At 52.9% G+C, this 22,545-nt stretch carries 15 protein-coding genes and 1 pseudogene; 6 read left to right on the top strand and 10 right to left on the bottom strand.

Features of this window, described 5'->3' with window-relative positions:
• The first annotated feature begins 172 nt into the window (after positions 1-172).
• Positions 173-1,243: a hypothetical protein gene (locus RBB80_RS11685; RefSeq protein WP_433968332.1), complete on the top strand. Its 1,071-nt coding sequence runs from the start codon at positions 173-175 to the stop codon at positions 1,241-1,243.
• Positions 1,244-1,916: 673 nt separating this feature from the next.
• On the top strand, positions 1,917-2,084 hold the full coding sequence (locus RBB80_RS11680; RefSeq protein WP_433968331.1) for a hypothetical protein: 168 nt from the start codon (positions 1,917-1,919) through the stop codon (positions 2,082-2,084).
• A gap of 34 nt (positions 2,085-2,118) precedes the next feature.
• On the opposite strand, the gene RBB80_RS11675 is transcribed toward RBB80_RS11680, so the two are convergent.
• The 4 genes from RBB80_RS11675 to RBB80_RS11660 form a co-directional block, all read right to left on the bottom strand.
• Positions 2,119-2,568 carry a hypothetical protein gene (locus RBB80_RS11675; protein ID WP_433968330.1) on the bottom strand — a complete coding sequence of 150 codons (450 nt, stop codon included), beginning with the start codon at positions 2,566-2,568 and terminating at the stop codon, positions 2,119-2,121.
• Between the two features lie 128 nt (positions 2,569-2,696).
• Complete coding sequence (locus tag RBB80_RS11670) at positions 2,697-3,455, bottom strand: hypothetical protein (RefSeq protein ID WP_433968329.1); 759 nt, start codon at positions 3,453-3,455, stop codon at positions 2,697-2,699.
• A gap of 16 nt (positions 3,456-3,471) precedes the next feature.
• Positions 3,472-4,464, bottom strand: a complete 993-nt coding sequence (locus RBB80_RS11665) for a hypothetical protein (protein ID WP_433968328.1) — start codon at positions 4,462-4,464, stop codon at positions 3,472-3,474.
• Between the two features lie 212 nt (positions 4,465-4,676).
• Positions 4,677-5,788, bottom strand: a protein-coding gene (locus RBB80_RS11660) for an IS3 family transposase (RefSeq protein WP_433964155.1) whose coding sequence is annotated in 2 segments (ribosomal slippage) — positions 4,677-5,536 and positions 5,536-5,788 — 1,113 coding nt in all. Because the reading frame shifts where the segments join, the coding sequence is not laid out codon by codon here.
• Between the two features lie 27 nt (positions 5,789-5,815).
• Here RBB80_RS11660 and RBB80_RS11655 point away from each other — a divergent pair.
• The 3 genes from RBB80_RS11655 (at position 5,816) to RBB80_RS11645 (ending at position 8,572) form a co-directional block, all read left to right on the top strand.
• The gene (locus tag RBB80_RS11655; protein WP_433969623.1) at positions 5,816-6,109 is read left to right on the top strand and encodes a DDE-type integrase/transposase/recombinase; all 294 of its coding nucleotides are present in this window, start codon (positions 5,816-5,818) and stop codon (positions 6,107-6,109) included.
• Positions 6,110-6,673: 564 nt separating this feature from the next.
• Positions 6,674-7,435, top strand: a complete 762-nt coding sequence (locus tag RBB80_RS11650) for an IS5 family transposase (RefSeq protein ID WP_433968327.1) — start codon at positions 6,674-6,676, stop codon at positions 7,433-7,435.
• A 681-nt stretch (positions 7,436-8,116) separates the two neighbouring features.
• On the top strand, positions 8,117-8,572 hold the full coding sequence (locus RBB80_RS11645) for a HipA family kinase (protein ID WP_433968326.1): 456 nt from the start codon (positions 8,117-8,119) through the stop codon (positions 8,570-8,572).
• Between the two features lie 2,139 nt (positions 8,573-10,711).
• Here the strand turns inward: RBB80_RS11645 and RBB80_RS11640 are convergent.
• The 4 genes from RBB80_RS11640 to RBB80_RS11625 form a co-directional block, all read right to left on the bottom strand.
• On the bottom strand, positions 10,712-11,287 hold the full coding sequence (locus tag RBB80_RS11640; protein WP_433968325.1) for an outer membrane beta-barrel protein: 576 nt from the start codon (positions 11,285-11,287) through the stop codon (positions 10,712-10,714).
• A 14-nt stretch (positions 11,288-11,301) separates the two neighbouring features.
• Positions 11,302-15,072: an Ig-like domain repeat protein gene (locus RBB80_RS11635; RefSeq protein ID WP_433968324.1), complete on the bottom strand. Its 3,771-nt coding sequence runs from the start codon at positions 15,070-15,072 to the stop codon at positions 11,302-11,304.
• A 1,335-nt stretch (positions 15,073-16,407) separates the two neighbouring features.
• Positions 16,408-16,635 carry a hypothetical protein gene (locus tag RBB80_RS11630; protein ID WP_433968323.1) on the bottom strand — a complete coding sequence of 76 codons (228 nt, stop codon included), beginning with the start codon at positions 16,633-16,635 and terminating at the stop codon, positions 16,408-16,410.
• A gap of 771 nt (positions 16,636-17,406) precedes the next feature.
• Positions 17,407-18,390: a transposase gene (locus RBB80_RS11625; RefSeq protein WP_433964555.1), complete on the bottom strand. Its 984-nt coding sequence runs from the start codon at positions 18,388-18,390 to the stop codon at positions 17,407-17,409.
• A 1,393-nt stretch (positions 18,391-19,783) separates the two neighbouring features.
• Here RBB80_RS11625 and RBB80_RS11620 point away from each other — a divergent pair.
• Positions 19,784-20,719, top strand: coding sequence for a HipA family kinase (locus RBB80_RS11620; RefSeq protein ID WP_433968322.1), 936 nt, complete (start codon positions 19,784-19,786; stop codon positions 20,717-20,719).
• Between the two features lie 806 nt (positions 20,720-21,525).
• Here RBB80_RS11620 and RBB80_RS11615 read toward each other — a convergent pair.
• Together RBB80_RS11615 and RBB80_RS11610 are read right to left on the bottom strand one after the other, a co-directional pair.
• A complete protein-coding gene (locus RBB80_RS11615) occupies positions 21,526-22,089 on the bottom strand; it encodes a transposase (RefSeq protein ID WP_433968321.1) in 564 nt (187 codons plus the stop codon).
• A gap of 58 nt (positions 22,090-22,147) precedes the next feature.
• Positions 22,148-22,510 (bottom strand): annotated as a pseudogene (locus tag RBB80_RS11610) (IS66 family transposase); the annotation flags it as partial.
• Between the last annotated feature and the right edge of the window lie 35 nt (positions 22,511-22,545).

Raw genomic sequence — 22,545 nt, 5'->3', positions numbered from 1 at the left:
GAAAGCAGCGCGAAGCACTGAACAATCTCCAGGACAAGTATCGGGCGCGTCTCGAGAAACTTGACCTTGATTCCTGGGAACGTATCCAGACGATTCAGCAGATGTCGGAGGAATGGAGGACAATCAACGAAACGATAGCTGCCTCCTACCCGCTAGACGTGCCGAATGCCGATTGTCACCACGCAATGCTGAAGGGCATCGCAATCGACAATCAAGCTTGGAAAGACACACCGCCGGGTGGATTTCCTTCCCAAGGGATCGCGTCGATTTCTTTTGCTTCGGTCCAGAGAAAGCTTCGCTGTGGACGCAACAAGAGGATGATTACACTGTGCTCCTGGTCGAAGTTGACCGCACAAACATTCTATCGAATCTCTGGCGAACGCTTGCGAGCAGCATGTCCATCTCTATTGGGCTTGCTTCAATGCAAGAACAATCGCGAGAGATCGACTACGCGTGGATTTATCGCTTCGATCAGCAGAAACCTGTTGAGAGTCAGGATCGATTGGACGGGGATGATCCCCTGATTTTGAACGAGCGCTCTATCTATCGAATTGAGCATTGGTTTGACCACGCACGCATCCTCGAATTGTTGCTTCGGGACGAAAAGTTCTTCGTCGCAGCCCAGCAGCTTTGCGACTCATTCCGTAATCACTGGTTCTGTCTCGAGTGTGCTCTGCGACCTCCAGCTCACCGTAGACATCAACATCCAGAGCCCGATGTTTGGAGCATGGTTTCACGAATTCCCAATATGGAAACTGCGATCGTTCAGGCCACGCGGGCTGTTGAAGGGCTGCTCGGCAAGCCAGGTCAGAACCGGACGCGGACGAGAGATCGTTGGCTTCGAGAGATTCGACTCCCGCCGGAAGATACCTTCGATCTCGCAGAAAAGAGCTATTTTGATTTCTATTACGATCTGTTTCCAGTCCGTAACGACTCTGCCCATAGCTTTGGATCTCTCTCGGCAACGTTGACGCGGTTCGATGCTATTACCGCCCAGACATTCGCGCACCTTGTCGTAAAGTCTCGCTTTGATCGCGATGCCTGTGCTGATTCGGAAGCGCAAAGTCGTCTTTCTTTCAATGACGCCTTGTTATCCAACATTGAAGGCAGCGGCCACTCTGGGATGAGTTCCCCCGTACGGCGCGTGCTGGGCGTGATTTTCCACCGGGAGCCTGACGCGCGAGCCGCTGAAAAGGGTGTCCGATTGGCTGTTTCCAAGCACTGTAAGCCAGGAACGACTTGAGCACATCCTATTGGACAAGGAGCTTCCGTTCTACATACATCAGGTCGCAGCATAGGCGAGCTTGCTATTTGGCTTGTCGTCCACCACCACCACCCGATATCTTGTTCGCGGCTACAAGGGGCTCATGTCATGCGTAAATGGATCGGGAACTGTCTTGAGATATTCGGGAACGGCCGGCGGAGGCTCTTTACACGTAAGCATGAAATCGTAGGCTCTACCACTCGTTCCGGCATCCGTTGCCACTCCAAAAGCTTGCTTAACCTGATACTTGAAGTGAGCATAAGTGACAAGAAATTCCAGTCGTTTTACTCTGCTCTCTCTTGACTCAAGTGATGCAAGGTAACTCCAACTGTTCCTCTCGAACGCTGGTAGTGTGTGAAGTAATCTGGATCACCCGTCTTTTCGCTTTCGAGACACGCAGCTAGCATGCGCTTTCCCGACTTGATGCGTCTATCCCGAGACAGCCAACCCAAAAATCTCGCGATCTGCACCTTGACTCCAGAAGATCTGGTATTCCACTCAAGATCAGGGTCAACGTCGTGGGCGCGAGCAATCATGTCATCAATCGCGAGACCATATCGCCAACCAGGTGACAGCTCGAGCTCCCCTGAGGCTTTTTCACGAAATGCCTCGACCGTTCGGTTTAGGATCTTTGCAGAGATCGGCTGCATGCGTGACACGTAGATCTCGGGAGCAGTTCGACCATTTGCAACACGTTCTGCTCTTCGTCATTCACCTGGTATGTGCCCATTGCCGCTGTATCGACGCGAAGCTCGATGAAGTGAACGAAGTCGGCCCCGGTATCAAACCGCCGGGTGATGAGTTCAACATCGGCGAGTGAGAATACGAATACAGGAAATCCGGCATCCTTGAGTTCAGGCACTAGATGAACTGGATCGAAGGGCTCCGACCTCGGCGAGGATGATGATCCCGTACATATTAGGGTAGCTCAGCGCATCGAACTCTAGTCTTCCATAAACTTCATTGGCTAGAGTTTTCACTACGCCCGTGACGAGACTCTCGTGGGTCGCACGGACCTGCTTCAGCGCTTTCAAAATGGCTTCTGTCGCCCAAGCCTTCGCTCCGTGATTCCCGCGCTGCGCCTTCACCTGGACAAGGAAAGCAACATCGTCAAAGAGGACTAAGGCATCAGCAAGTTCTTCGCCCTTTTTCTTCGCAGGATTGCGATAAGTGAAGTCTCGAAAAAAGAGCGCTCCAGACACCCCTGGGGTAAGGCGCTCCTCGTAATCTCCTGGCTTTCCGCTTGGAGCGGGAACTTCGGTCATACCGAATCGCATTTTCACCAGATCATCGTCAGAAATCATGACACTCCTGCAGTGTGGCACCGATAAAGTTTAGCTTCTTACTCCCGTCTAAGATCAAAAGCCGCCTCTACTTTTGCCTGACGTCGTCGTACTCGATCCCCGTCGCGACTGTCGAGTCTAATGAGGCGTCAATTACAAACGAGCGAATCGTCACGCTGCCAGAAGTGGGTAGCCACGTAGAGTCCAGTTCGGCAACCGCTATTCCGCAGATATCGGTCACGTAGTTGGACCTCCATGTCCGTCATCAAGCCATCATTCCACGTTCCCTTAACCTCGATGATCACGCTTACAGGGCCATAGTGTGATTCCTTGGCACGCTTCGGCAACAAGGCATCCACATGAATGTCAGTGTCTTGTCCGGGCATTTCGCCGCGACGGCCCCGCCGAATTTGTACCTCACGATTCACTACGACTCCACGTTCGGAGAGGTGCTTCCGCAGGAAGCGAGCGACGTAGTCTGAGATATCCTCTTCCTGCTTCGGCCACCATTCTTTTTCTAGGTTGTTCCAAAGGTCTCCTACAGCTGCCAGTTCACCATGCAACTCTGCCTGGAGTCGGTCCAGGGATTCGACGATGACATTGAGCAAGTGTTCATTGCTCTCTACGAAGCGCTTGCTCTCGTCCTCGCCCATTGCGAGAATCACCTCGGGAGAAGGTGGTTCCCAAGTCGAGGCGCAGGCAAGGACCTCAGCCTCGTCGAAGTGATACCTCAGCCATTTGGATTGGGGAAGCCTTAATTCGATGCGGGCAATTGCATCACACGCCTCAAATGTGCCGCGCTTCTTGAGAATCTCCAATACTCCATCGCGAAAAAATCGGATCGTATCGACCGGCCCCACAGCACCAGATATCATTCGGCCATTCGCTGGTGGATATTGCTCTGCCATCCAGAGGTAGACCTCCTCAAGTTCGACTTCGGTAAATCCCCCCGAATGCGCTTCTGTCAGGGCGGCCATAAGAGAAACCTTCGAGCAGCGCGCGACCAAACTTTGCGTCGTTCTGAATGAGTGGCCAAAGAACGGGCCATGCTTTTTCTTCACCGACACCCAACAACACCCGAGAGAAAGTCATGCCTCGTTCGGTTTCATGATCTGCCCGAATTACGTCTTCCGCCCAAGTCCGCACATCTGCGACCTCGTTGAGCAGCAATTTGTTCAGGAGACTTCCTTGGATCGAAGGAGCGAGGTCGTTCTTTTGGAGCCTCTGGAAAAGAAGATGACCCAACGACTCTGACCATCCTCGATCCAGCAGAGCTGAACAGAAAAGATACTTTTGCTCACCCGCGTTTTGAAAGTCGATCAATGCGAGGAGTCTTTGATTCATTGCATCGGGAGCTGAGCGGGCTGCCAGGCGAAAGATCTCTTCGATAGCTAATACTTTGTCCTCGCCAGCGCGACCGTCTTCTGTGAAGCTGGGAATCCATCGAGTCCAAAACTTGGGCGGCTGTTCTTGCAAGAATGTCGGTTCCATCGCTTGAAGCAACCAAAGTGCGTTGATACCACCCGAAGCTCCGTTACGTACCTGATTTGATGGGGTTGAGTCAAGTTCAGGGAAAGTCGTTCCCATAAGGTAGCGCTTTGCCGCTTCAACGATGCGCAACCGTGTTTCGTCGGATGCTTCGACCCATCCGGGGAGTTCGAGCGGCTTCATCCATCGGAATTCTTTGTAATGAGTGCCGCCCTCCTCCACTGACATCTCGCTGATGAGGCGGAGCCATTCGTCAGCGTCTCCGTCTTCCGATTTCACAAGTGCAGCTTCGACGCGGGGAGCCATCACCGGGGCTTCCTGTAGATTGTTACCTCTAAGAAAATCTTCGCGAGACTGGCGCTCCCATTTCGCCATCTCGGAATCCAGCGGCGCAGGCTCAAATAGGCCTTTACACTCGGCGGCAAGCATCGCGTTCACTTGGCATGCGTACCAAATGGTGGTTAACGCATCGGTTTCCCAAGAACTCGCGAGTCGGCAGACAATCCGAGCCTCTGCTACGGGATCGGGCGAAACTCCCTTTGGATTCGCTCGATGAACCAATCCAGATCTTTGCTAGTCAGCAGTGAAAGTTGAAGGGCCTAATTTTCCTGTACCAAGGTCAGAGTTAGTCTTCGACCTGTTTAGGTTCCAGCCAGATCGCGGCTAGCCGCGATCTGGCTGGCGAACTCGCTCGGCGTCCTGTCATCGAGAGCTGCGTGAGGACGACTCTCATTATATTCCTGCCGCCATGCTTCGATCAGGTGTCTTGCCTCCTTCAAATCGAGGAACCAGTGGATATTCAGACATTCACTTCGCAGGGTTCCGTTGAAGCTTTCAACGAAGGCGTTGTCTGTTGGCTTGCCTGGTCTGGAGAAGTCGATCTTAGCGCTGTTGCGATAAGCCCATAGATCCATCGCCTGACTGGTGAACTCGCTGCCGTTGTCACAGAACAGCACCTTCGGCACGCCACGGTCTAGCTTCAACTGGTTCAGTGTCCGCACAACATCGTCTCCTTTCAGGCTCTGTCCTACTTGAATCGCTACAGCTTCTCTCGTATGCACATCCACGATCGTCAAGGCGCGGAACCGCGTTCCATCCTGCAGCTGATCCATCACGAAGTCCATACTCCAGGCTTCGTTCGGAGCCGTAGGCTTGATCCGATCCTCACGAGTTCGAGATGCCTTCCGCTTCCCGGCAGGCTTCATCCTCTTCAGCGTCAGTCCTTCTTCCTTGTACAGCCGGTACACCAAGTACTTGCCCACATCCCAGCCTTCGCGGTTCAACAGCACGCGGATCTTGCGGTATCCATAACGCACTCTTGCCTGAGCGATCTCGCGGATCCTCATCCGCAGTTCAGTCCGTGGATCGAGACAGCTTCGGTAGCGGTAGGTCGCTCGAGGGACGCGTAGAACACGACAGGCATGCCGTTCGCTTACCAGGTAGCTTCCAACCAGCCGCTCCACCATCGGCCCACGCCGCGAAGGCTTCACCATTTTTTTGAGAGCACATCCTGCAGCATCGTCTTGTCCAGCGTTAGCTCTGCAACAAGCTGCTTCAAACGCAGGTTCTCTTCTTGTAACTGAGCCATCTTGCGAACTTCGTCCACCTCTAGGCCAGCGTACTTCGCCTTCCACCGGTAGTACGTCTGCTCGCTAATCCCCGCCTTGCGGATCACCTCCGCGACAGGAACGCCTACTTGCGCCTGCTTCAGCACACCAATCATCTGCTCTACCGTGAACCGTCTCTTCCTCATCCAAATCCTCCTCAGCCATAGGGTTAGATTTGGTCGAAGACTAACATTTCTCCTGGCTCAAAATTACCGGGGCCCATCACAGAGCGATTCTTTCGAAAACTCTTGCGTGGCCAGGGTGCGGAACCACTGCAGATCATTACCGACAAATTGAGAAGCTACACCGCTGCCATGCGAAGCATCTTCAGCAACGTGACTCACAGGGTGGAGCGGTACGCCAACAATCGCGTCGAAGCCTCGCATCAGCCGACGCGCCAACGGGAACGGCAAATGCGCCGATTCAAATCTGCCAGGCACGCTACAACGTTTTCTCTCCCTCAATGATGCCGTCCGAAATCTGTTCCGTGTAGGCCGACACTTATTGAGGTCTAGCAATCACCGGCTCCTGCGATCGCGGTCATTCGCGGTCTGGCGGGAAGTGACCGCGGCCTAAGCGAGCGCAAGACCCGCAGCGTGCCCAGCTCAGAATGTCCCTCAACCTCTTAAGTTGACAATGCCGCTTAGAAGGCCAACGATGAGAGATACGATGCATTGTGTTCAGGGGTATAGTTTTTCCTTTGCTCATAGACTATTGCGAACGTCTTTCACTTTCCGCGTATGGTTTTATCATCAGCCTTACGTGGATCTAGTGTGTTATGTGCCGCCGCGTAAATACCGGCTACAGCGAAGCGAGCGGCGAAACCGATGAGAACTATAGCTAAGACAATGGCCGTAAATCGCACAGCGAGCTTATCAAGGGAGGACATACCGGAAGATTATCATCGGTTTACACCAGTAAAACTGCAACTTCCGTGTGATCTCGAAAACGTGTTGACACTCCGACCCACTCTAGGGTGTGTCATCAAACTCGCTATATGCGAGAGGTTGCAGTCTTTTTATCGTCGTGGGATGGGTTTACGTCGTTACGGATTGCGGGACGACCAGTGGGATCGGATCAAGGATTTTCTGCCTGGTCGCTCTGGGACGGAAGGGCGTCCAGCGCGGGACAACCGTCTATTTGTGGAAGCGGTTCTGTACCGTTATCGAGCGGGGATTCCGTGGCGCGATCTACCGGAGCGCTTTGGCGATTTCCGGGTGGTGCATACGCGGTTCACGCGCTGGTCTGAGCGCGGCATCTGGAAGCACGTACTGGAGCATCTGAGCCGGGATGCAAACAAAGAATATGCGATGATCGACGCCACCATCCTTCGCGCCCATCAGCATGCGCGGGAGCTCGCAAAAAGGGGCGGCAAACAAGCCCTCGGGCGGAGCAAGGGCGGGCTAAGCACTAAGATCCACGTAACCGTGGACGCGCTGGGCAACCCAACCGGTGTGCATCTGACCGGCGGACAAGCCTGTGAGTTGGACGGTGCCGACGTTCTGCTGCCGCAGCTTCAGGCCAGAATCGTCATCGCCGACAAGGGCTTCGATGCCGAGGCCAGAGTGCTGGAACCGTTGCGCGAGGCTGGAAAACAGGCAGTGATCCCGCCTCGCGCCAAACGCCTGCAACCGCGCACTTACGACAAAGAGCTCTACAAAGCTCGCCACCTGATCGAAAATTTCCTTCGCCAAACTCAAGCAGTTGGCGCCATCGCCACCCGCTACGACAAAACCGCCAGAAATTTCCTCGCCGCCATCCATCTCGCCTGTGCCTATCTCTCGCTCGTTTGATGACACGCCCTAGGGACCTACCTGCTGGCGCTGACATACATTGAATAGAAACCGTAGAAGCACTAATGGCCGGGGCAGTGCCACACATATCCCAAGACTGATCCTTTTTTTGCCTCCAGTAAAGCCCTGGGTGGAGCAAGTTCCATCGGGAACAAATCGTCGGATTCATTCCATTCGCAGCTCCATTATCGTCAACGACGGTCTGCAGCACTAACGGAACTCGCTGAAGTACAATACCTGCATCATCGAAGACCCGTAAAGTATAAGTGCACGGTTGAAGCCGCGCAATGAGATCCAGCAGACTCCACACTTCAGGCGGCTTCTTCTCTGTTGCTTCTCCGCTGAAGTGTGGACGCTTGTAAGCACATCCATCTTCCACCCGGTTCCGGATTAGACGTGAGCCGCGAATGCAGACGTGTCCGCTCCGCACGCAGTTTGCTCTCCGCGTGTTGTCAGATCTTCGCTGTTCCCTCTGAACAGGGAACCAACCGACTGTCGGCGTCGGTACCCGGAGATCCGGCAGTTCATTCAGTGCGGAGCGACTGGGGTTTGCAAGAGAAAGAGGCGGTTCTAGCGGCTCACCCAAAAGTGTTATCGAACTGCGAACTGTTCTGAATATCCTACTAGCGAAATCATGGTCCTACCATGTAGCCTCCTAGTCATTCAACTTGGAGGAATGCGTTGAGTTTCGTTGAGTTTGATTCCTTCTATAAGGAAGAGCACCCTTGTTCTACTGTTTTTCTCTCTGCTAACAAATACATTCGGAAGATGAAAGGTGGTTCTCAATCAATTCTGGTTCAGTGCGACGACAATCGATTCTACGTCGTAAAAATGGCTGGCAATCCGCAGGGGTCTAATGTCGTGGCCAATGAGTTTCTGGGTGGCGTCATCGCAGGCGCAGTCGGGCTTCCTGTAGCAGAAAGTATGATGATTCACCTGTCCGATCACTTCATCGAAAGTGAGCCTGACTGTTGGTTTGAACTCCCTCAGGAAGAAAGCGTCCCCACGCCGGCTTGCACTTTGGAAGCCTGCTTGTTGGCCAACCCTCTGGCCCACAACGGCCATCAGAGTACATCAGTCCGTCGAGAGTCAACACCATTGCGAATCGTGATGCATTTTTGGGAATGTACATCTTAGACGTTTGGGCGAATCATCAGGACAACCGACAGGCTGTTCTCGTCAGGACATCGGACGACGGCGCTCAGGAGGCTTGCTTCATCGACCACGGTCACATGTTTGGAGGTCCTGATTGGAACTTTCGAGAGCTTCCAGGAGCGGCTCTCCATCTCGAAACGTCCGTTTACTTCGAACTCTGGCGTGACGAGGTCGTTTCTTCCTGGATTTCCCACTTTCGAACCGTTCTTCCTGAGGTGCTTTCTTGGGTCACCTCAATTCTTCCACCGCGATGGTATAACGGTGACTTGAGAAGCCTGAGGGAGCGACTCATCCATCGACTATCTAATCTGACAGAACTTGTCGAAAAGGATGCGGCAAAATCTCGACAGTTCGTTCACCAGGACAGTGAAAATGACGCCCTGCGATTATCAGATTCTGGAATACACAAGCTCAGAACTCCGGACACACGGAGTGCCTTTTATCGTGATCTTGCGCTTTCAGATGCAAAATTCGTACACTTTGACCGGGTACGTTTTGCGGAATTGGGAAGCTAAGATCGAAGTCACTTCGGAGGGCGAACTCAGTGATGTCGAAGTTTTTCTGGAAGATCTTCGGCATCACAGCCGAACCTCGCCGTCATCCGATACCCGTTTCTTTGATCGTTTGAATGGCCTTAGCGTTGGACCGCTCCGCGCGTTTGTATCTGGCTCTTGCCTCGTACAAGAGTTGGATACGATACTTCCGATGTTCTTCGATGGCCAGGTCGGACTGTCAGGGTGGCAAAGATCCTTCGATATAGTCGGTGAGGATTGTTTCGATCTGGCAGGAAAGCTAGTCCCGGCATTTACTACCAGCTCTTTGCCCTCAGACGGGTAGAATCGACGTCACATGATTGGACGTAGTACATAGGTCGGCCCCATTCCTGCCGATCCCTGACCCAGGCAATGGCGCAGGCGGCAAAGACGAAGAAGAATACTGTTGACCACAAGAGTAAGACGTCCCGTGCAATAACGTGCAGATGGAGAGTCAATCCGTCGACAGAGAAAATCTCCAGTAAAAATGCAATCCGCAACAACTGAACAGAGGCTTTTATTCCGCAGAACACCTTTAAAAGCGGCCGTCGAAGAGAAAAGGGCAAGCAACATCCACACAACGGGATGCACTGAAAGTCTCGTGAAAAGCTCGGCATAGGGAGCGGTCATAGGTTTGCTCGATTGAAATCAGATCCAAGGTTCGAATGATTCTGAACGCATGGTCTCCGCCCTAGCAGGGCGGCGTATTTTCCAACCATTTCGATCAGAGACACATGACGTTCCTTAGGATCGGTACATGACTCTACTGCGATGACAACACTCGCTTGGGAGCTCGTTCCAACTTAGATTTTCTGAGAAAGATACTTGCAATAAGAGATCGGGCGGTGGGAGTAACGATTAATCCTACGGAAATGTAGCCCGCACACAGAAAGCTAATCCAGGCGGGGTGGTGATTTGATCTACAGATGCGGGACATCACGTAGTCACAGGCTGTGAGCATCCCTAAGAGATCGCAGACTGCCGATATCTGGAGGAAACTATCTTTCGCTATTAGAGCCGCGGCCAGATGTTTCCAGGGGAACGGATATCGTCTCGCACCGACGATCAATACAAGGAAAAACGTACATACATCAAACAGTCTCATTTTTCTCCGACGCTGGTCTAACTCAACTTGTGCCATCAGATACGAGACCATTCTAGCTCAAAAATCATGCTCGAACCAGATCGCGGGCGCATTAAATCCACACGCCGACCCAAAATGGAACCGCCTTTCGCTCATACCCAGAGAGACGGTTATGCTCGCGGAATCTTGGTCCACGCTGAGAACACTGTATTCTCGGCTTCTGGAGCGCTACTGCATAACTTCTCGAAAATGACGGTGAAACGACGTGGCTCTCATGCCTGCAACCCGCGCAAGGGCTTCGATTCGAAGACTCTCAGCGTAATTGGAACGAATCCAGCGCATCGCGTTGCTGACCTGGAATGCAGTAGTCACAATTTCTGATCAAGTCTGGCGTAGCAATGAAGCATTTTCGTTACGTTACCTTTACGGCGAAGTGACTTTACTTTTCTTAGAGTTTGGAGGGGAGGCCATCACATAGTCGTATGGGACATTGCGGGTGTCGTTTCATCTGACGAGTGCCCGCGGACCTTGTCGGCTGCCATTAAAGACACGATAGCTCAGACCGAAACTAACCCCGTATGGGTTTATCGTACCGAATGTGAACTGTGGCCATTGCTGATACTCCACATCGATAAGACGTATCTTGAGGTTCTGGCCGAGCATAAGATCAACTCCAGCTCCCATTGCGACAACAAAGTACCTTCCCTTTGCTGAATCGTATGGATAGTTGAAGTAGCCCAAGCCAACGATCGTTTTGACGTATGGCGTATACGGCCCCCTTCGAAACTGGACCCGTGGACCCACCAGGTAGGTGGACTCGCCAATCTTCGACATCTTGTTCTGTCGCAGCCACCGGCTCTCAGCCTCGATTCCTACCGCTCTAATGGGGTTGATATCGACGTATACCCCGGCACCGTCAAACGTCTGCTTTCCGTAGCCGGATTGAAAGGAGGATAAGGTTTCTCCAATCGAGATGTATGCTCCGGGGGCCGTGGCCGTCGGAAGCGCCTGTGCAGAGCTCTTCCGAAGACCTAAAAGAGATGTCAACGCGACGAAAGCGATGGAAAGAGATCTATTCATTGCCCACATCTTTCCTATTGAGTGATGGTCATCGTCACGCTGACAAAATGGGAAACGCCAGTCTGACTGGAGGCGTTGATCATGAAGTTATAGGTCCCTGGTGGTGTTCCGTTGTTCTGGATGCTTCCGCACCCAGAGAGGGCAGACGTAAGCCCGAAGAGTCCCATAAGGAGAAGAATCAGGCTGATTGATCTAAAGCGTCGCGCTTGAGAACCTAGGAGTCCGAAGACAATGCACCCGGGAAGCAACCAGGCGAGAGCTGCGGTCGAGGCGGTGTGATTGTCATTCCGAGCCTGAGTCCCGCTGAGCAACGGTGAGCCGGTATCGACGGTTACGTCGATGGACTGTACGCCACCTGCCGCCAAGTTAGTCTCATCTTGAGAGAAGGTGCAGGTCGCATTTTGGGGTAAACCGAGGCACCCGAGGGAGAAGCTATCTGCAAAGCTCTTGACAGATATCAGAGTTAATTTGATGGTGCGGTTCTGCTTGCTCTGCATCTGCCACGAAGTTGGAGTCGCCTGAATGTCGAAATCGGGTGGAGGCCCAATGGTAACCGGGGTCGGTGAAGAAGACGAGGCGCCGTAGTTAGCATCGCCATTGTAGGTCGACGAAATAGTGGCGTTCGTTCCTGACAATAGGACCGTCACGGTTGCTACACCGGTAGCATCGACCGGCACAGATGCGAGCGTGATACTTCCCGACATAAAGGAGACGTTACCGGTTGGAGCGGTTGAAACAGGTGAACCAGTCGAGCGGATTACCGAGATGAGGGTGAGCTGCTGTCCACCGGTCAGTGAGGTCGCCGATGTGGTAAGTGTGTCCGTGCTAGGTCGTAGCTGAACGAGCTCGGTAAAGGGAACCGAGGTACTTGAAATGTCTAGCGGATCACCGGCATAGGTGGCAACAAAAGTATGAGAGCCCGCAGTAAGAGATGGGATCGATATAGTGGCCAAGCCGTCGCCGTTGAGTGTACCAACTCCTATCGAAACGGAATCTTCCGAAAAAGTGACCAGGCCAGTTGGTCTATTTATGCCTCCATTGGAGACGGTTGCGGTGATGACGACCGAGGCCAGGGTCGGCAAGGGACTCTGACTGGAGGTGAGGGTTGTGGTGGTGGGGGCCTGCAGAACCGTTATCACGAGGGAGGCGGACTTGCTGGTTGTGTCATTCGAATCGCCACTGTAGATAGCGGTTATGTTGTCCGTTCCGATACCCAAATTCGAAACAGTGAGAGAAGCTGTTCCGTTAATGAGGAGACTCGTCCCGAGGAGGATATTACCGTTCATGAAATTAACGGTGCCGGTAGGAGTGTTGCCTCCCGAAGCTTCCCTTACCCTGGCAGTGAGGACGACAGGTCTGCCAGAGATAGAGTCTGTCGTGTTGGCAGAGAGCATAGTGGAAGTAGCCGTCTGCGCGATCGTCTCGGTGATTATCTGTGTAGATGTACTTGTAGCGTAATCCGCATCGCCTAGGTAAACGGCGGTAATAGTGTGAGTCCCGGCTGTGAGCGTCGAATTGATGTAGGTCGCAATCCCAAGCGTATTGAGGGGAACAGTAGCAAGGGTAATCGCGCCATCGTTGAAAGAGACGTCGCCGGTCGGTGTGGATGAGTTAACTCCACTGACAGTGGCGGTGAATGTAATAGAGGTAGCAAACTGAGCGACCGCATTGCTGGTATTCAAGGTTGTTGAACTGGGAGCCAGATCGACGGTCTGAACAAAGGGATATTGGCTGGTAAAGTCGTTCGCATCGCCGGCGAAGACAGCGGTGATGTTATGTTTCCCGACCGTTAATGATGGGACCTGGAACGAGGCGACTCCGTTGCCGTTCAGTGGGGCAGAGCCGATAGGTGTGGTGCCGTCAGTGAAAGTAATGCTGCCGGTGGGTGCAGTCGTCCAGCCAGTAACGACAGCGTTAAAGGTTAGTGGAGCGAATTCGACCGCTGGATTTGCCGTGGGAATTACGTTGAGATGAGTTGCCTGCTCGATAATCTGGATGAGTGGATTGTTCGGAGTGCTGGCTGCATTTAGATTGTCACCACTGTAGACCGCTGTGATGCTGTGCGATTGCAGAACTAAAAACGAGGTGGTGATAGTTGCTGTATCCGAGGAAGGGGTAACGGATTGAGGAATGCCAATGGCTGTAGTTCCGTCGAAGAATTGGACCGTTCCTGTGACCTGATTGGGACTGGCGATGTGCGCCGTAAAGGCGACAGCGAGACCGACTGCAGCGGGATTGAGATTGGAGGTGACGGTCGTTGAACTTGGGTCCACGGAGAGGACAGTGCCGCTAATATCGACGGCGACGGGATTGTTGCCCGAGTCGGAGGTTACGGAGAGAACACCCGTACTTGGAGCACCAACGGTCACGGGAGTGAACTCGACAGCAAGGACGCAGCTGCTGTCGACCGGTAGGGATTGGGAGATCGAACACGTTGTCGTGATTGGATCGGTTGGAGTGAAGTCGAGTGCCGCATGAGTGGTAGCAGGGAGCGCGGCGAGGTTGGTTAGATTAAGCGGTGCGTTCCCATTGTTCTCAATCCTTTGGGCGATTGGGGCAGATGTCTTGCCTTCCTTCATCGTAGGATATTGAAGTCCTGCGACGGTCGCGCTTACCTCACGTATGCGAAGGTCGAGCCGATCGGCAAGGAAGAGATTGCCAGCGGCATCAAGGTACACCGAATAAGGTTTGTAGAGGCCAGCAAGGGGTGCGTTAAAGCCGTCGCCACCGAAGAGAGCAGTTCCATTGCCGGCAAAAGTCGCGATCGCTCCTGTGACATGATTCACTTTTCGGATCGCGTTATTTTCTGAGTCTGCTATATAAAGATTGTTTGCGGCATCAATAGCGATACTTGCCGGACCATTTAATGTCGCATTGAGGGCTAGGCCACCATCTCCCGTGTAGCTCCCGGTGCCGTTGCCCGCTACGGTTGAGAGATCTCCTGACACCGCGTCGATTCTGCGAATACGATTATTGCCGAAATCGGCGATGTAGAGACTGTTGTCTGTCGCGACGCAGATCCCCCAAGGCAGATCAAACTGGCCGGAAAGGGCGTCGCCCCCGTCTCCAAAGAATCCTGAGATCCCGTTCCCAGCTACGGTTTTGATGTTCCCCAAAGAGTCTACTTCACGAATGCGGTTATTACCCGTATCGGCGATATAGAGATCTCCGGACGCGTCAAAAGCAAAGCCTTGCGGAGCTGAGAGTAGGGCTAGAGTCGCGGCGTGCCCGTCGCCGCCAAACCCTGCGCTGCCAAGAGTCCCCGCAATTGTCGAAATATTATTACCGGTTGCGGCGCTGATCTCGCGAATTGCATTGTTGCCGGTGTCCGCGAAGAAAATGTTTCCTGCCCCGTCTATCGCAATCGCAGACGGGGCGTTGATCCGAGCTGACATCGCTGGCCCACCGTCGCCACTGAAGCCTGCTATCTCACTGCCGCCAGCGATGGTAGTGACATTGCCAACAGGATCGACCTTCTGAATGCGATTGTTACCCGTGTCCGAGATATAAAGATTGCCTGCAGCATCGGCGGCTTCCCCAAGTGGGAGATTGAGTGCAGAAGAAGTGGCTGGCGTACCACCGCTAGTAGGGCAGGACCCATCATTTAGGCAGCCGTCCCCTGCCAGAGTGTTGATTTCACCAGGGGCCATAACGCTAAGTGAGCCAGTACCGACGCCTGAGAGACTTTGGTCGGCCATAAAGTGTCCGTTAGTGTCGACAAGCAGAACGGCACCGACGCGCAGTCCCGGATACTTCGGCGCAAAGCTGACGGATACGCTACACATCTGCCCTTGAACATACGGTCCGGCGGCGCACGTGCCGAGACCAGAGGGCGTAAAGTCCAAATTTGCAGAGCCCTGGGTCAACACTCGAATACTTGCGAGCGTGCCCGCGGTCTGGATCGTTATGTTGACCGGCTGTGTCAGCGCAGTGCCACCAACAGAAACTGAAGAAGGGAAAACGAAAGCGGCGGCTCTACAGTTTGAAGGGAGGAGGACGAAGCATCCAGTGATCAACAAGAAACACATCCGCTTTGCACAAGATCCACGTAATGATCTATCAAAGTGGCCCATCTTGCGCGAGTCTCGCAATGCCCCCTGAACAAATAGGCGCGCTGTCTGAGGCCTTTCGCTTGTTCTTTGACGGTCGTTTCTCTCATGCTGATTCTGTTTCATAAAGCCCGGTTTCCCCTTATATCAATCGCTGTTGCGAATCGTCTCGTCAACAATTTGCATTGATCGTGTAGCGACAGAACCTGCCCACTGACTTTCTGGCGATTCTGCCTACAGCTGGAAACTGTAGAAGTGAAGGAGCAATCCGCAGACCGACCATATGGTGCATATCGTCAGCCTCTAGCTGTTGCAAGAGCACAGAAAATAGAAAGACCGCGAGATTGCTCGTCCTCGATCTGGCAGTCCGATCGAAGAAAACTTCTTGCTAATGCAAAAAGCAGAGGAGGTCGATAGGGCTCCGTGAGAACGGAGATTGCGATACGTATCGCGGTGATCGGTATTACTTGCTCCCTAGCGTTTCTCGGTACTGGCAAAGAATCTCAAAATTTGCTGCTCCGGTATGAAAAACGGCTAATGCATTGCCTGGTTCAGTCGATCCTTAGCTTGTATGTGAAAGGCAAGCCATATGGATACTTCTGTCACTGATTCGATATTGACAATGTCGGCCACTGCTTCCGCCTCTCCCGTTTTATCAGCGCATTTTTACCGCCGAATCAATGTGCCAAATGACACCGCCAAACTCTCCAAGTCCAGCAGAGACGCCATCCAGAGTTTGTCTGGATCATCTTGTTTGTGTTGAGCTCCGCGATAATCAAGACGGGATGCGCTCGCCCGGTAAGTAGTATTCAATCCACACAGCAAACGACCAGCGTAACGCCCTCGTCGTTGGGGATTCCGAACTCCATTGGGACGCATAAACCGGTGCAGGTTCGTACCCGGCAAGTCCAGATCGACTTACCTTCCCTCAGAACGAACACTAGTGATCACGAATACGCTGTCAGGAGCGTTCGGGGATGACCTTGTCACCGATCTGTGGGACAAGGGGAGGCTCAGGTTCAACAACTCGCTTACGGGCTTTCGCCATAGTCCGATTAGCGTATCAGACCATCATTCTTGCGCCTCAGCCCAGCCACGCTGCCAAGCATGACTCTCGGTGTCGTCATTCTGTCCACCCTTCTGCCCGCATTCAGAGCCCTTATCGTAGTCGGCAGTTTCTTCGTTTGAGCGTTGGCGCAACATGAACGGCTCATCATCGCTGCTCTCGATGGTGGGAACCGGCTCGACAGCGGAAACAACTGGATCACTGACCTGGACTCTCTTGGGACCGGTTGTCATATCGTCTAGCGACGAGAGCCATGTAACATGGCTTGGATGTCATTCATGCTTTCTAAAGGTTCCTAGGTGCCTAGACGATTAACCCTTCGCCACAGCTGATGCAGTTAGCGCAAAGAGACCTTCCTAATCGGAGGTCTCTTATAGAGGCGGTCTTCATATGCCGCTTCTCTATTGCAGTACCACTGGTGGTTTTCTGTGAGCATCCTGGAACGCAAACCCAGTCTTTTACAAACCCCGCATCTTGCTGTTATTTCTTCCGTTGTGTCGAGTTTGCTTGTTAACCAAATGTCTAACATTTGCAGAAATCCCAACTTGGGACGAGAACGTACAATTACTGGCGTGCTCAATGGGTTCTATAAAAAGGGATGTCAAGAAAAAGTTTCTCCCTCGACCGGACGCCGAGAAGATTTTTGTCTCGAGATCCAGCCCACTGCCTGTGAACGTGCCCCTCGATTCGCTCGAGAGGTTTGTCTTGGCTTGTTTGCCATTCCGTGGCTTGCATCTTCCGGTGGTGACGACGCCAATCGAGTCTTAGACTTGGGCAAGCGGACCTGGTATTTGAATGTCAACCATGGTTCTATTTGAGGCTCGTGGCCTATCGCTATTTCTGGTTATCCGAGGAGGCATAGCGTGCATTAGTGACTCGGTGCCGAAGCACACAAGGCCGAACTCATTGACTGATACTCACCTCGAACCGAGCGTCTCGAGAACCCGACCGACCACCACCTAAGAGAATGGCCGGAGATGGAAAGGCCTCCTTATCAGAGACGCTCAAGCTTCTTGCCGATGCAATTGTGTGGCGTCGAAATCCACTCCTTTCTTCCAAATCGTTAGAGTGATGCTGGCAATCTTGCGTGCCAGGGTGAGACGCGCCATCGTCGGTCGCATTCCTTTTTCAAGAAGAGCAACATAGAAATCGTACAGGGGGCCAGGGTGAGTGCTAGCGGAGATCGCAGCCCCTTTGAAGAGATTCTTCACATCGGGATTATGGTTGTTACTCAGGCCACGCACGGTCATGCGCTCCCGGTTTCGTTGCAGTTTCCCTCGGACGTAGCGATACTCGCCGCTGTCGTGGGTCTCCAGCGCGAAACCACTGTAAGCCCACAGCTGGCGCTTGCTACGGAAACGGTGGGGCGTCTGCAGCTGCGCAACCAGCAAGGCTGCACGAATCGGACCGATCGAAGGAATCTGGCGAAGCAATTTCACGGCATGATGCTTGCGGCTCTCGGTCAGCAAGTCGCGTCGCGCTTGCTGACGCACTGGTTGCAGCAGATCCAGTTGCTGATAGAGCCGTTCGGCCCGGAGACGAACTCCGGGTTCCGGGATCTTGTCTAACCATTCTGTGCGATGCCGCGGTGCATAGACGCTGGTACCGCTACAGGGAATGGCCCAGCTTCGGTAGAGGGCTTTGATCCGATTCATGACTCGTGTGAGATCCTTCGTAATGGTTAGGTAGCTGCGACCTAATTCTTTTATGGTGCGCATCCCGTGCTCGCCATGGTAAACCGACGTGAGCTGGTTGCCACGCAGCAGCTCCGCCAGCTTTCGCGCATCGATTCGGTCACTCTTGCTGCCGTCTTTCAACAGGGCGTTCTTGCGCGGATCGCAGACCACGAGATGGGTGACGTGAGGTTTCAGCAGGTCATGTAACCAGGCCGCAGAGACTCCTTCTTCGAAGGTCACCGATAAACTTCCGTGTAGCCCTTGGAGGAACTCAAGGATCGTGGCCGCTTTCGTCTCCAGAATACTTTCCATGATCAACTTCCCCGGGAATCTGTGACTGCAGCCGAGATCGTTGCTTGGTGGACGTCCATGCCGATATATTTCTCTTGGCTCATAACGCCGCTCCTTTCGGTAGGTGGTGATACGAATAACCACAACCTACAGCAAAGTGGGCGCCTTTTATATTGCGTGCCTTCTTTCTTCGAAGTGCACGTTGAGTATAGTTAAGGATCTGCAAGGAATCAGACTCTGCTACTGCAACCTCTGTGATATGGCCGACGAGGTTCAAACTCCCATGCGCTTGTCGCAACTCTTGCTAAGACTTCCTTCCGGGCAGGCGGGAAAGTCATCCGTGTTCCATAGAGCTAAGAGTTTGTTGTGGTCCATCATTTGCTGATGCAGTTCTAGCCTTTCCCCAAATGTCCAATGTGGCGTGCACAGCCCCACAATGAAGACATCGGGAGTAATCGACAGTCAACCGGACGATATCTGCTGGCCGAATCAGCTTTTCGCATGATGGGCATTTGTCAGAGAAACTTTCCTCAGTCGGGAACTTGTATGTGCGTCTCATGCAAAGATTGTAAAGAGAACAAAAGACGAAGACAGGGAAATCTATCAGCACATTGCAAATGCTAGACTTACGGGTATGACAGCAGCCAAGTCGGTCTAAATGAACGTCCTCCAGAGATTCAAGAAAAGCTGGCTGACCAATCAAGCGTCGATGGCGTTCGGTATTATCGTGACGTTTGCGACCGCGGGACATCGTTGTCTCCTCGATTCAGCTTCGCACAGCAAAAGAACTCGCCACTAGCAGTGGAGTGCAAACTGACAAGTTGATTACTGCTGCAAATACCAACGCTGATGCCTCAAAGCGATTTGCAACCGCCGCAGAGGGGATAAAGCCGGGCGTTCAGGATGCTGTCACGAAGCTCAATCTTCAGGCAGAACAGCTTTCAAAGGGCGCAACTCAGACCACTCGGCTTGCGTCAGCAACAGAGGCCGCGATTTCAGACGCATTGGAATGTGACCGGCCTTGGATAGGAGGAACAGGGGTTGTCACCGGTTTCGAAGTTGGAAGCACTAGGATGTCTCCCCGCTTCGCTCCGATGGCACACCGCATCCTCACCTCGAGAATGCGGTCTCCGATGGTTACCGCGAAAACTCCCAGGGACGAGACGATGGGCGCGTGCTCCCTACGATCCGATAAATCCAAAAATGATGGGTCACGTTAGCGTATATTGCACAGAGTTTGCTGTAGGATCTACAGCATCTTCGCTTATTGTTCTCCCATGGCCATCGTGAAGACGTTCTTCCAGCAACTGATGATGCGCTGGCTAACCGTTACTCTTAAGTGGCTAAACTAAAGTTGTAGTGTGGAAAACTGGACCGACCATGTACGCTTCAGAGATTCCGTTCTGGAGGAAAAGTGGGCCTCGTTGAGTTTCGTTCCTTTGAAGATAAACTTCATCCTTGTTCTAATGCCATTCTCTCTGCCAACAAATACATCAGGAAGATGAAAGGTGGTTCGCAGTCCATTTTAGTTCGGGCCAATGATGGCAGGCACTACGTCGTAAAGATGACGGACAATCCTATAGGCCCCAACCTGCTTGCCAACGAACATCTCGGTAGCCACGTTGCAAAAGCCGTCGGACTCCCGGTTGCGGAGGCCAAGGGAATATTGCTCTCTGACAGCTTCATCGATAGTCATCCGGACCTGTGGTTCGAACTTCCGTCTGGAGTACGCCGCCCAACTAAGGGTATGCATTTTGCTAGTCAGTTTGTGGGCCAGACCTCTGGCCCAGACCGGCCAACAGAATACATTAGCCCTTCGAGAGTAAGCATGATTACAAATCGGGAGATGTTCCTGGGGATGTACCTCCTCGACGTTTGGGCCAATCATCAAGACAACCGTCAGGCTATCTTCACACGAGGCTCAACAAAGGCCCAGGAAGTTTGCTTCATTGATCACGGTCACATGTTCGGAGGCCCGGCATGGAATTTCAAAGAGAATCCAGCTTCAGCTCTTCATTTGGAGAGGTCTGTCTACAACGATCTTTGGCAAGACGAACAAGTGACCTCTTGGATTTCACGATTTCAAACCATCATTCCAGGAGTGCTATCTTCCATTTTCCCTTGTATGCCAGACGAGTGGTATACAGGAGATTTGAATGAACTACATAGAAGGCTAGCAGATCGGTTAATCTGTTTGCCGAAACTCGTCAACGCAGATGCAGAACGGACTTGGCACCCAAGTCAACAGAAAACAATAGATGAAACTCTGCGATTATCAGATTTTGGAATACACCACGTCGGAACTCCGGACACACGGAGTGCCTTTCATCGTAGTCGTGCAACTGCATGAGCTTGGATCGTACGCCTTACAGATTTTTATCTTGCGGCAGTGGAAAGCGAAGATTGGAGTTGCCTCCCAAGGAGAGGTTGATGAAATCGAAGTACTCTTAGAAGATCTTCGACTTCAAAGTATCGAACAGAGTTCGATTCCCCCTTTGTTTGAACGTTTAGCCAATCTGAATATTGGACCTATCCGTGCCTCCGTGTCGGGCTCTTGCTCTGAGCAAGATCTAAATGAAGTGATCAAGAGTTCTTTGATGCTGTTCGCGGATCTTCGTCTTGGCAAGAACATTTCGACGAGCTTAACGATTTAGATAGAACCAATGGAGTCTCACGATAACGAATGATTGTGCGGCGATAGAGCACCTCAGATGCATCTTCCACGTGCAAGTCACGCTCATCTCGGGCGCAAAACACGCAGCGATTGCCCCGCCCACGCCTCCACCTCAGCGGGAGATCCGGTGCCACTCTCTGAGCTATCTTCGTCGATCGAAGCCAGCAGGATCCGGGTGCAGTTCCGGCCGGCTTGTTTGGCGTTGTACAGGGCCATATCCATCTCTAACAAAGTCGGCTTTGTCAAGGGGTTTTGAAGCGTGCTACTGCAGGCACTCTTAATAATGAGCGCTCCAACCCGACCATTTGCAAAACTTGCCACTTCCAGCAAGGCCCGTCTGTAACCTTTTCAGGTACGAAACTCAGTCCGACCCAACCATCTCTTCGATCAGAACATCGACCATGATTACTTCTTCAGACTCCCTCGTGTGAGGGAGCGAGGCGCTCAATCAGAGCCGCGGCGATCTGCTTCACACCATGGACTTACACGAGCAGCCTCGCGTGCGGACCGATCTTCAAAGTCCGTTGACGTTCTATTTCTTTACGCCACATCCAGTACAGATGAACGGCTAGCTTTCGTGCCATTGCCACTTTTGCAATTTGGCGACGGCGGCGCATCATCAAGTGCAGGTACTGACGTCGCCAGTCAGGATCGCAGCGCACTACCGTTTGAGCGGCCTCACCCAGAAAGAATCGCATCAGACTGTTATCTTGCTTGGTGATATTTCCGAGTCGCTGCCGATCAGCGCTTGATTCTTCGTCGCAGGGAATAAGCCCCAAATAGCTGCTGATTTGTTTGCCGCAATGGAATCGGTCCGGCGATCCGACAACCAATACAAAAGCAAGAGCTGTGAGAGAACCAGCGCCAGGATGGCTCATCAGGTATCGCACTTCCGATCGACCGTCCGTTTTCTGGTGCAACTCCCGATAGAATCTCTCCGCTTCTCCATTGCTATGGCTTAAACGCTGCTCACAGTACTCTCCGGTTTCTGTATCCAGATAGGCAATTTGCTGACCACTCGGGTGAAAATCACATCCGATAATCACGATGTTCGGCTCCTTTCTCCCATACTCGGGCCTGGGAGCCGACTTCGTTATGAAATCAGAGCCGTCCGGTCTTGGTTGGTCCGTTGCCTGGCGCGAGCACGGGGACAGGTGTGTCGTCGGCATGAAGCTTGCTTGCGGACATGACATGATCGCGAACAGCTTCAACCAGAGGAGCAAGCAGTTCGCTCGTCGCGCCGACCCATCCGGCCAGCGTCGAGCGGTCCAGATCGACGCCTTCGCGGGCATAGATCTCCGACTGCCGGTAGAGCGGCATGTGGTCGGCATACTTCGAGACCAGCACATGAGCGAGCAGCCCAGGCCCGGCGAGTCCTCGATCGATAGGCCGCAATGGTGCCGGAGCTTGAACGATCCTGTCGCAGGCGTCGCAGCTCAGCTTCGGCCGCACATGGCGGATAAGCCGACTACGCAGGCATAAGTTTGACTGCAGACGCGAAG

The organism is Tunturiibacter gelidiferens (assembly GCF_051013345.1).
GTDB classification, from domain to species: Bacteria; Acidobacteriota; Terriglobia; order Terriglobales; family Acidobacteriaceae; genus Edaphobacter; species Edaphobacter gelidiferens_A.
The sequence above is the reverse complement of the archived record's forward strand: the minus strand, read 5'-3'. Positions and strand labels throughout refer to the sequence as shown.

Coding starts and splice junctions, on each gene's coding strand:
- RBB80_RS11635 (WP_433968324.1), bottom strand. CDS start 15,072: ATGTGTAGCGTATCCGTCAGCTTTGCGCCGAAGTATCCGGGACTGCGC.
- RBB80_RS11675 (WP_433968330.1), bottom strand. CDS start 2,568: ATGATTTCTGACGATGATCTGGTGAAAATGCGATTCGGTATGACCGAA.
- RBB80_RS11630 (WP_433968323.1), bottom strand. CDS start 16,635: ATGACAACCGGTCCCAAGAGAGTCCAGGTCAGTGATCCAGTTGTTTCC.
- RBB80_RS11625 (WP_433964555.1), bottom strand. CDS start 18,390: ATGGAAAGTATTCTGGAGACGAAAGCGGCCACGATCCTTGAGTTCCTC.
- RBB80_RS11665 (WP_433968328.1), bottom strand. CDS start 4,464: ATGCTTGCCGCCGAGTGTAAAGGCCTATTTGAGCCTGCGCCGCTGGAT.
- RBB80_RS11670 (WP_433968329.1), bottom strand. CDS start 3,455: ATGGCAGAGCAATATCCACCAGCGAATGGCCGAATGATATCTGGTGCT.
- RBB80_RS11650 (WP_433968327.1), top strand. CDS start 6,674: ATGGGTTTACGTCGTTACGGATTGCGGGACGACCAGTGGGATCGGATC.
- RBB80_RS11640 (WP_433968325.1), bottom strand. CDS start 11,287: ATGAATAGATCTCTTTCCATCGCTTTCGTCGCGTTGACATCTCTTTTA.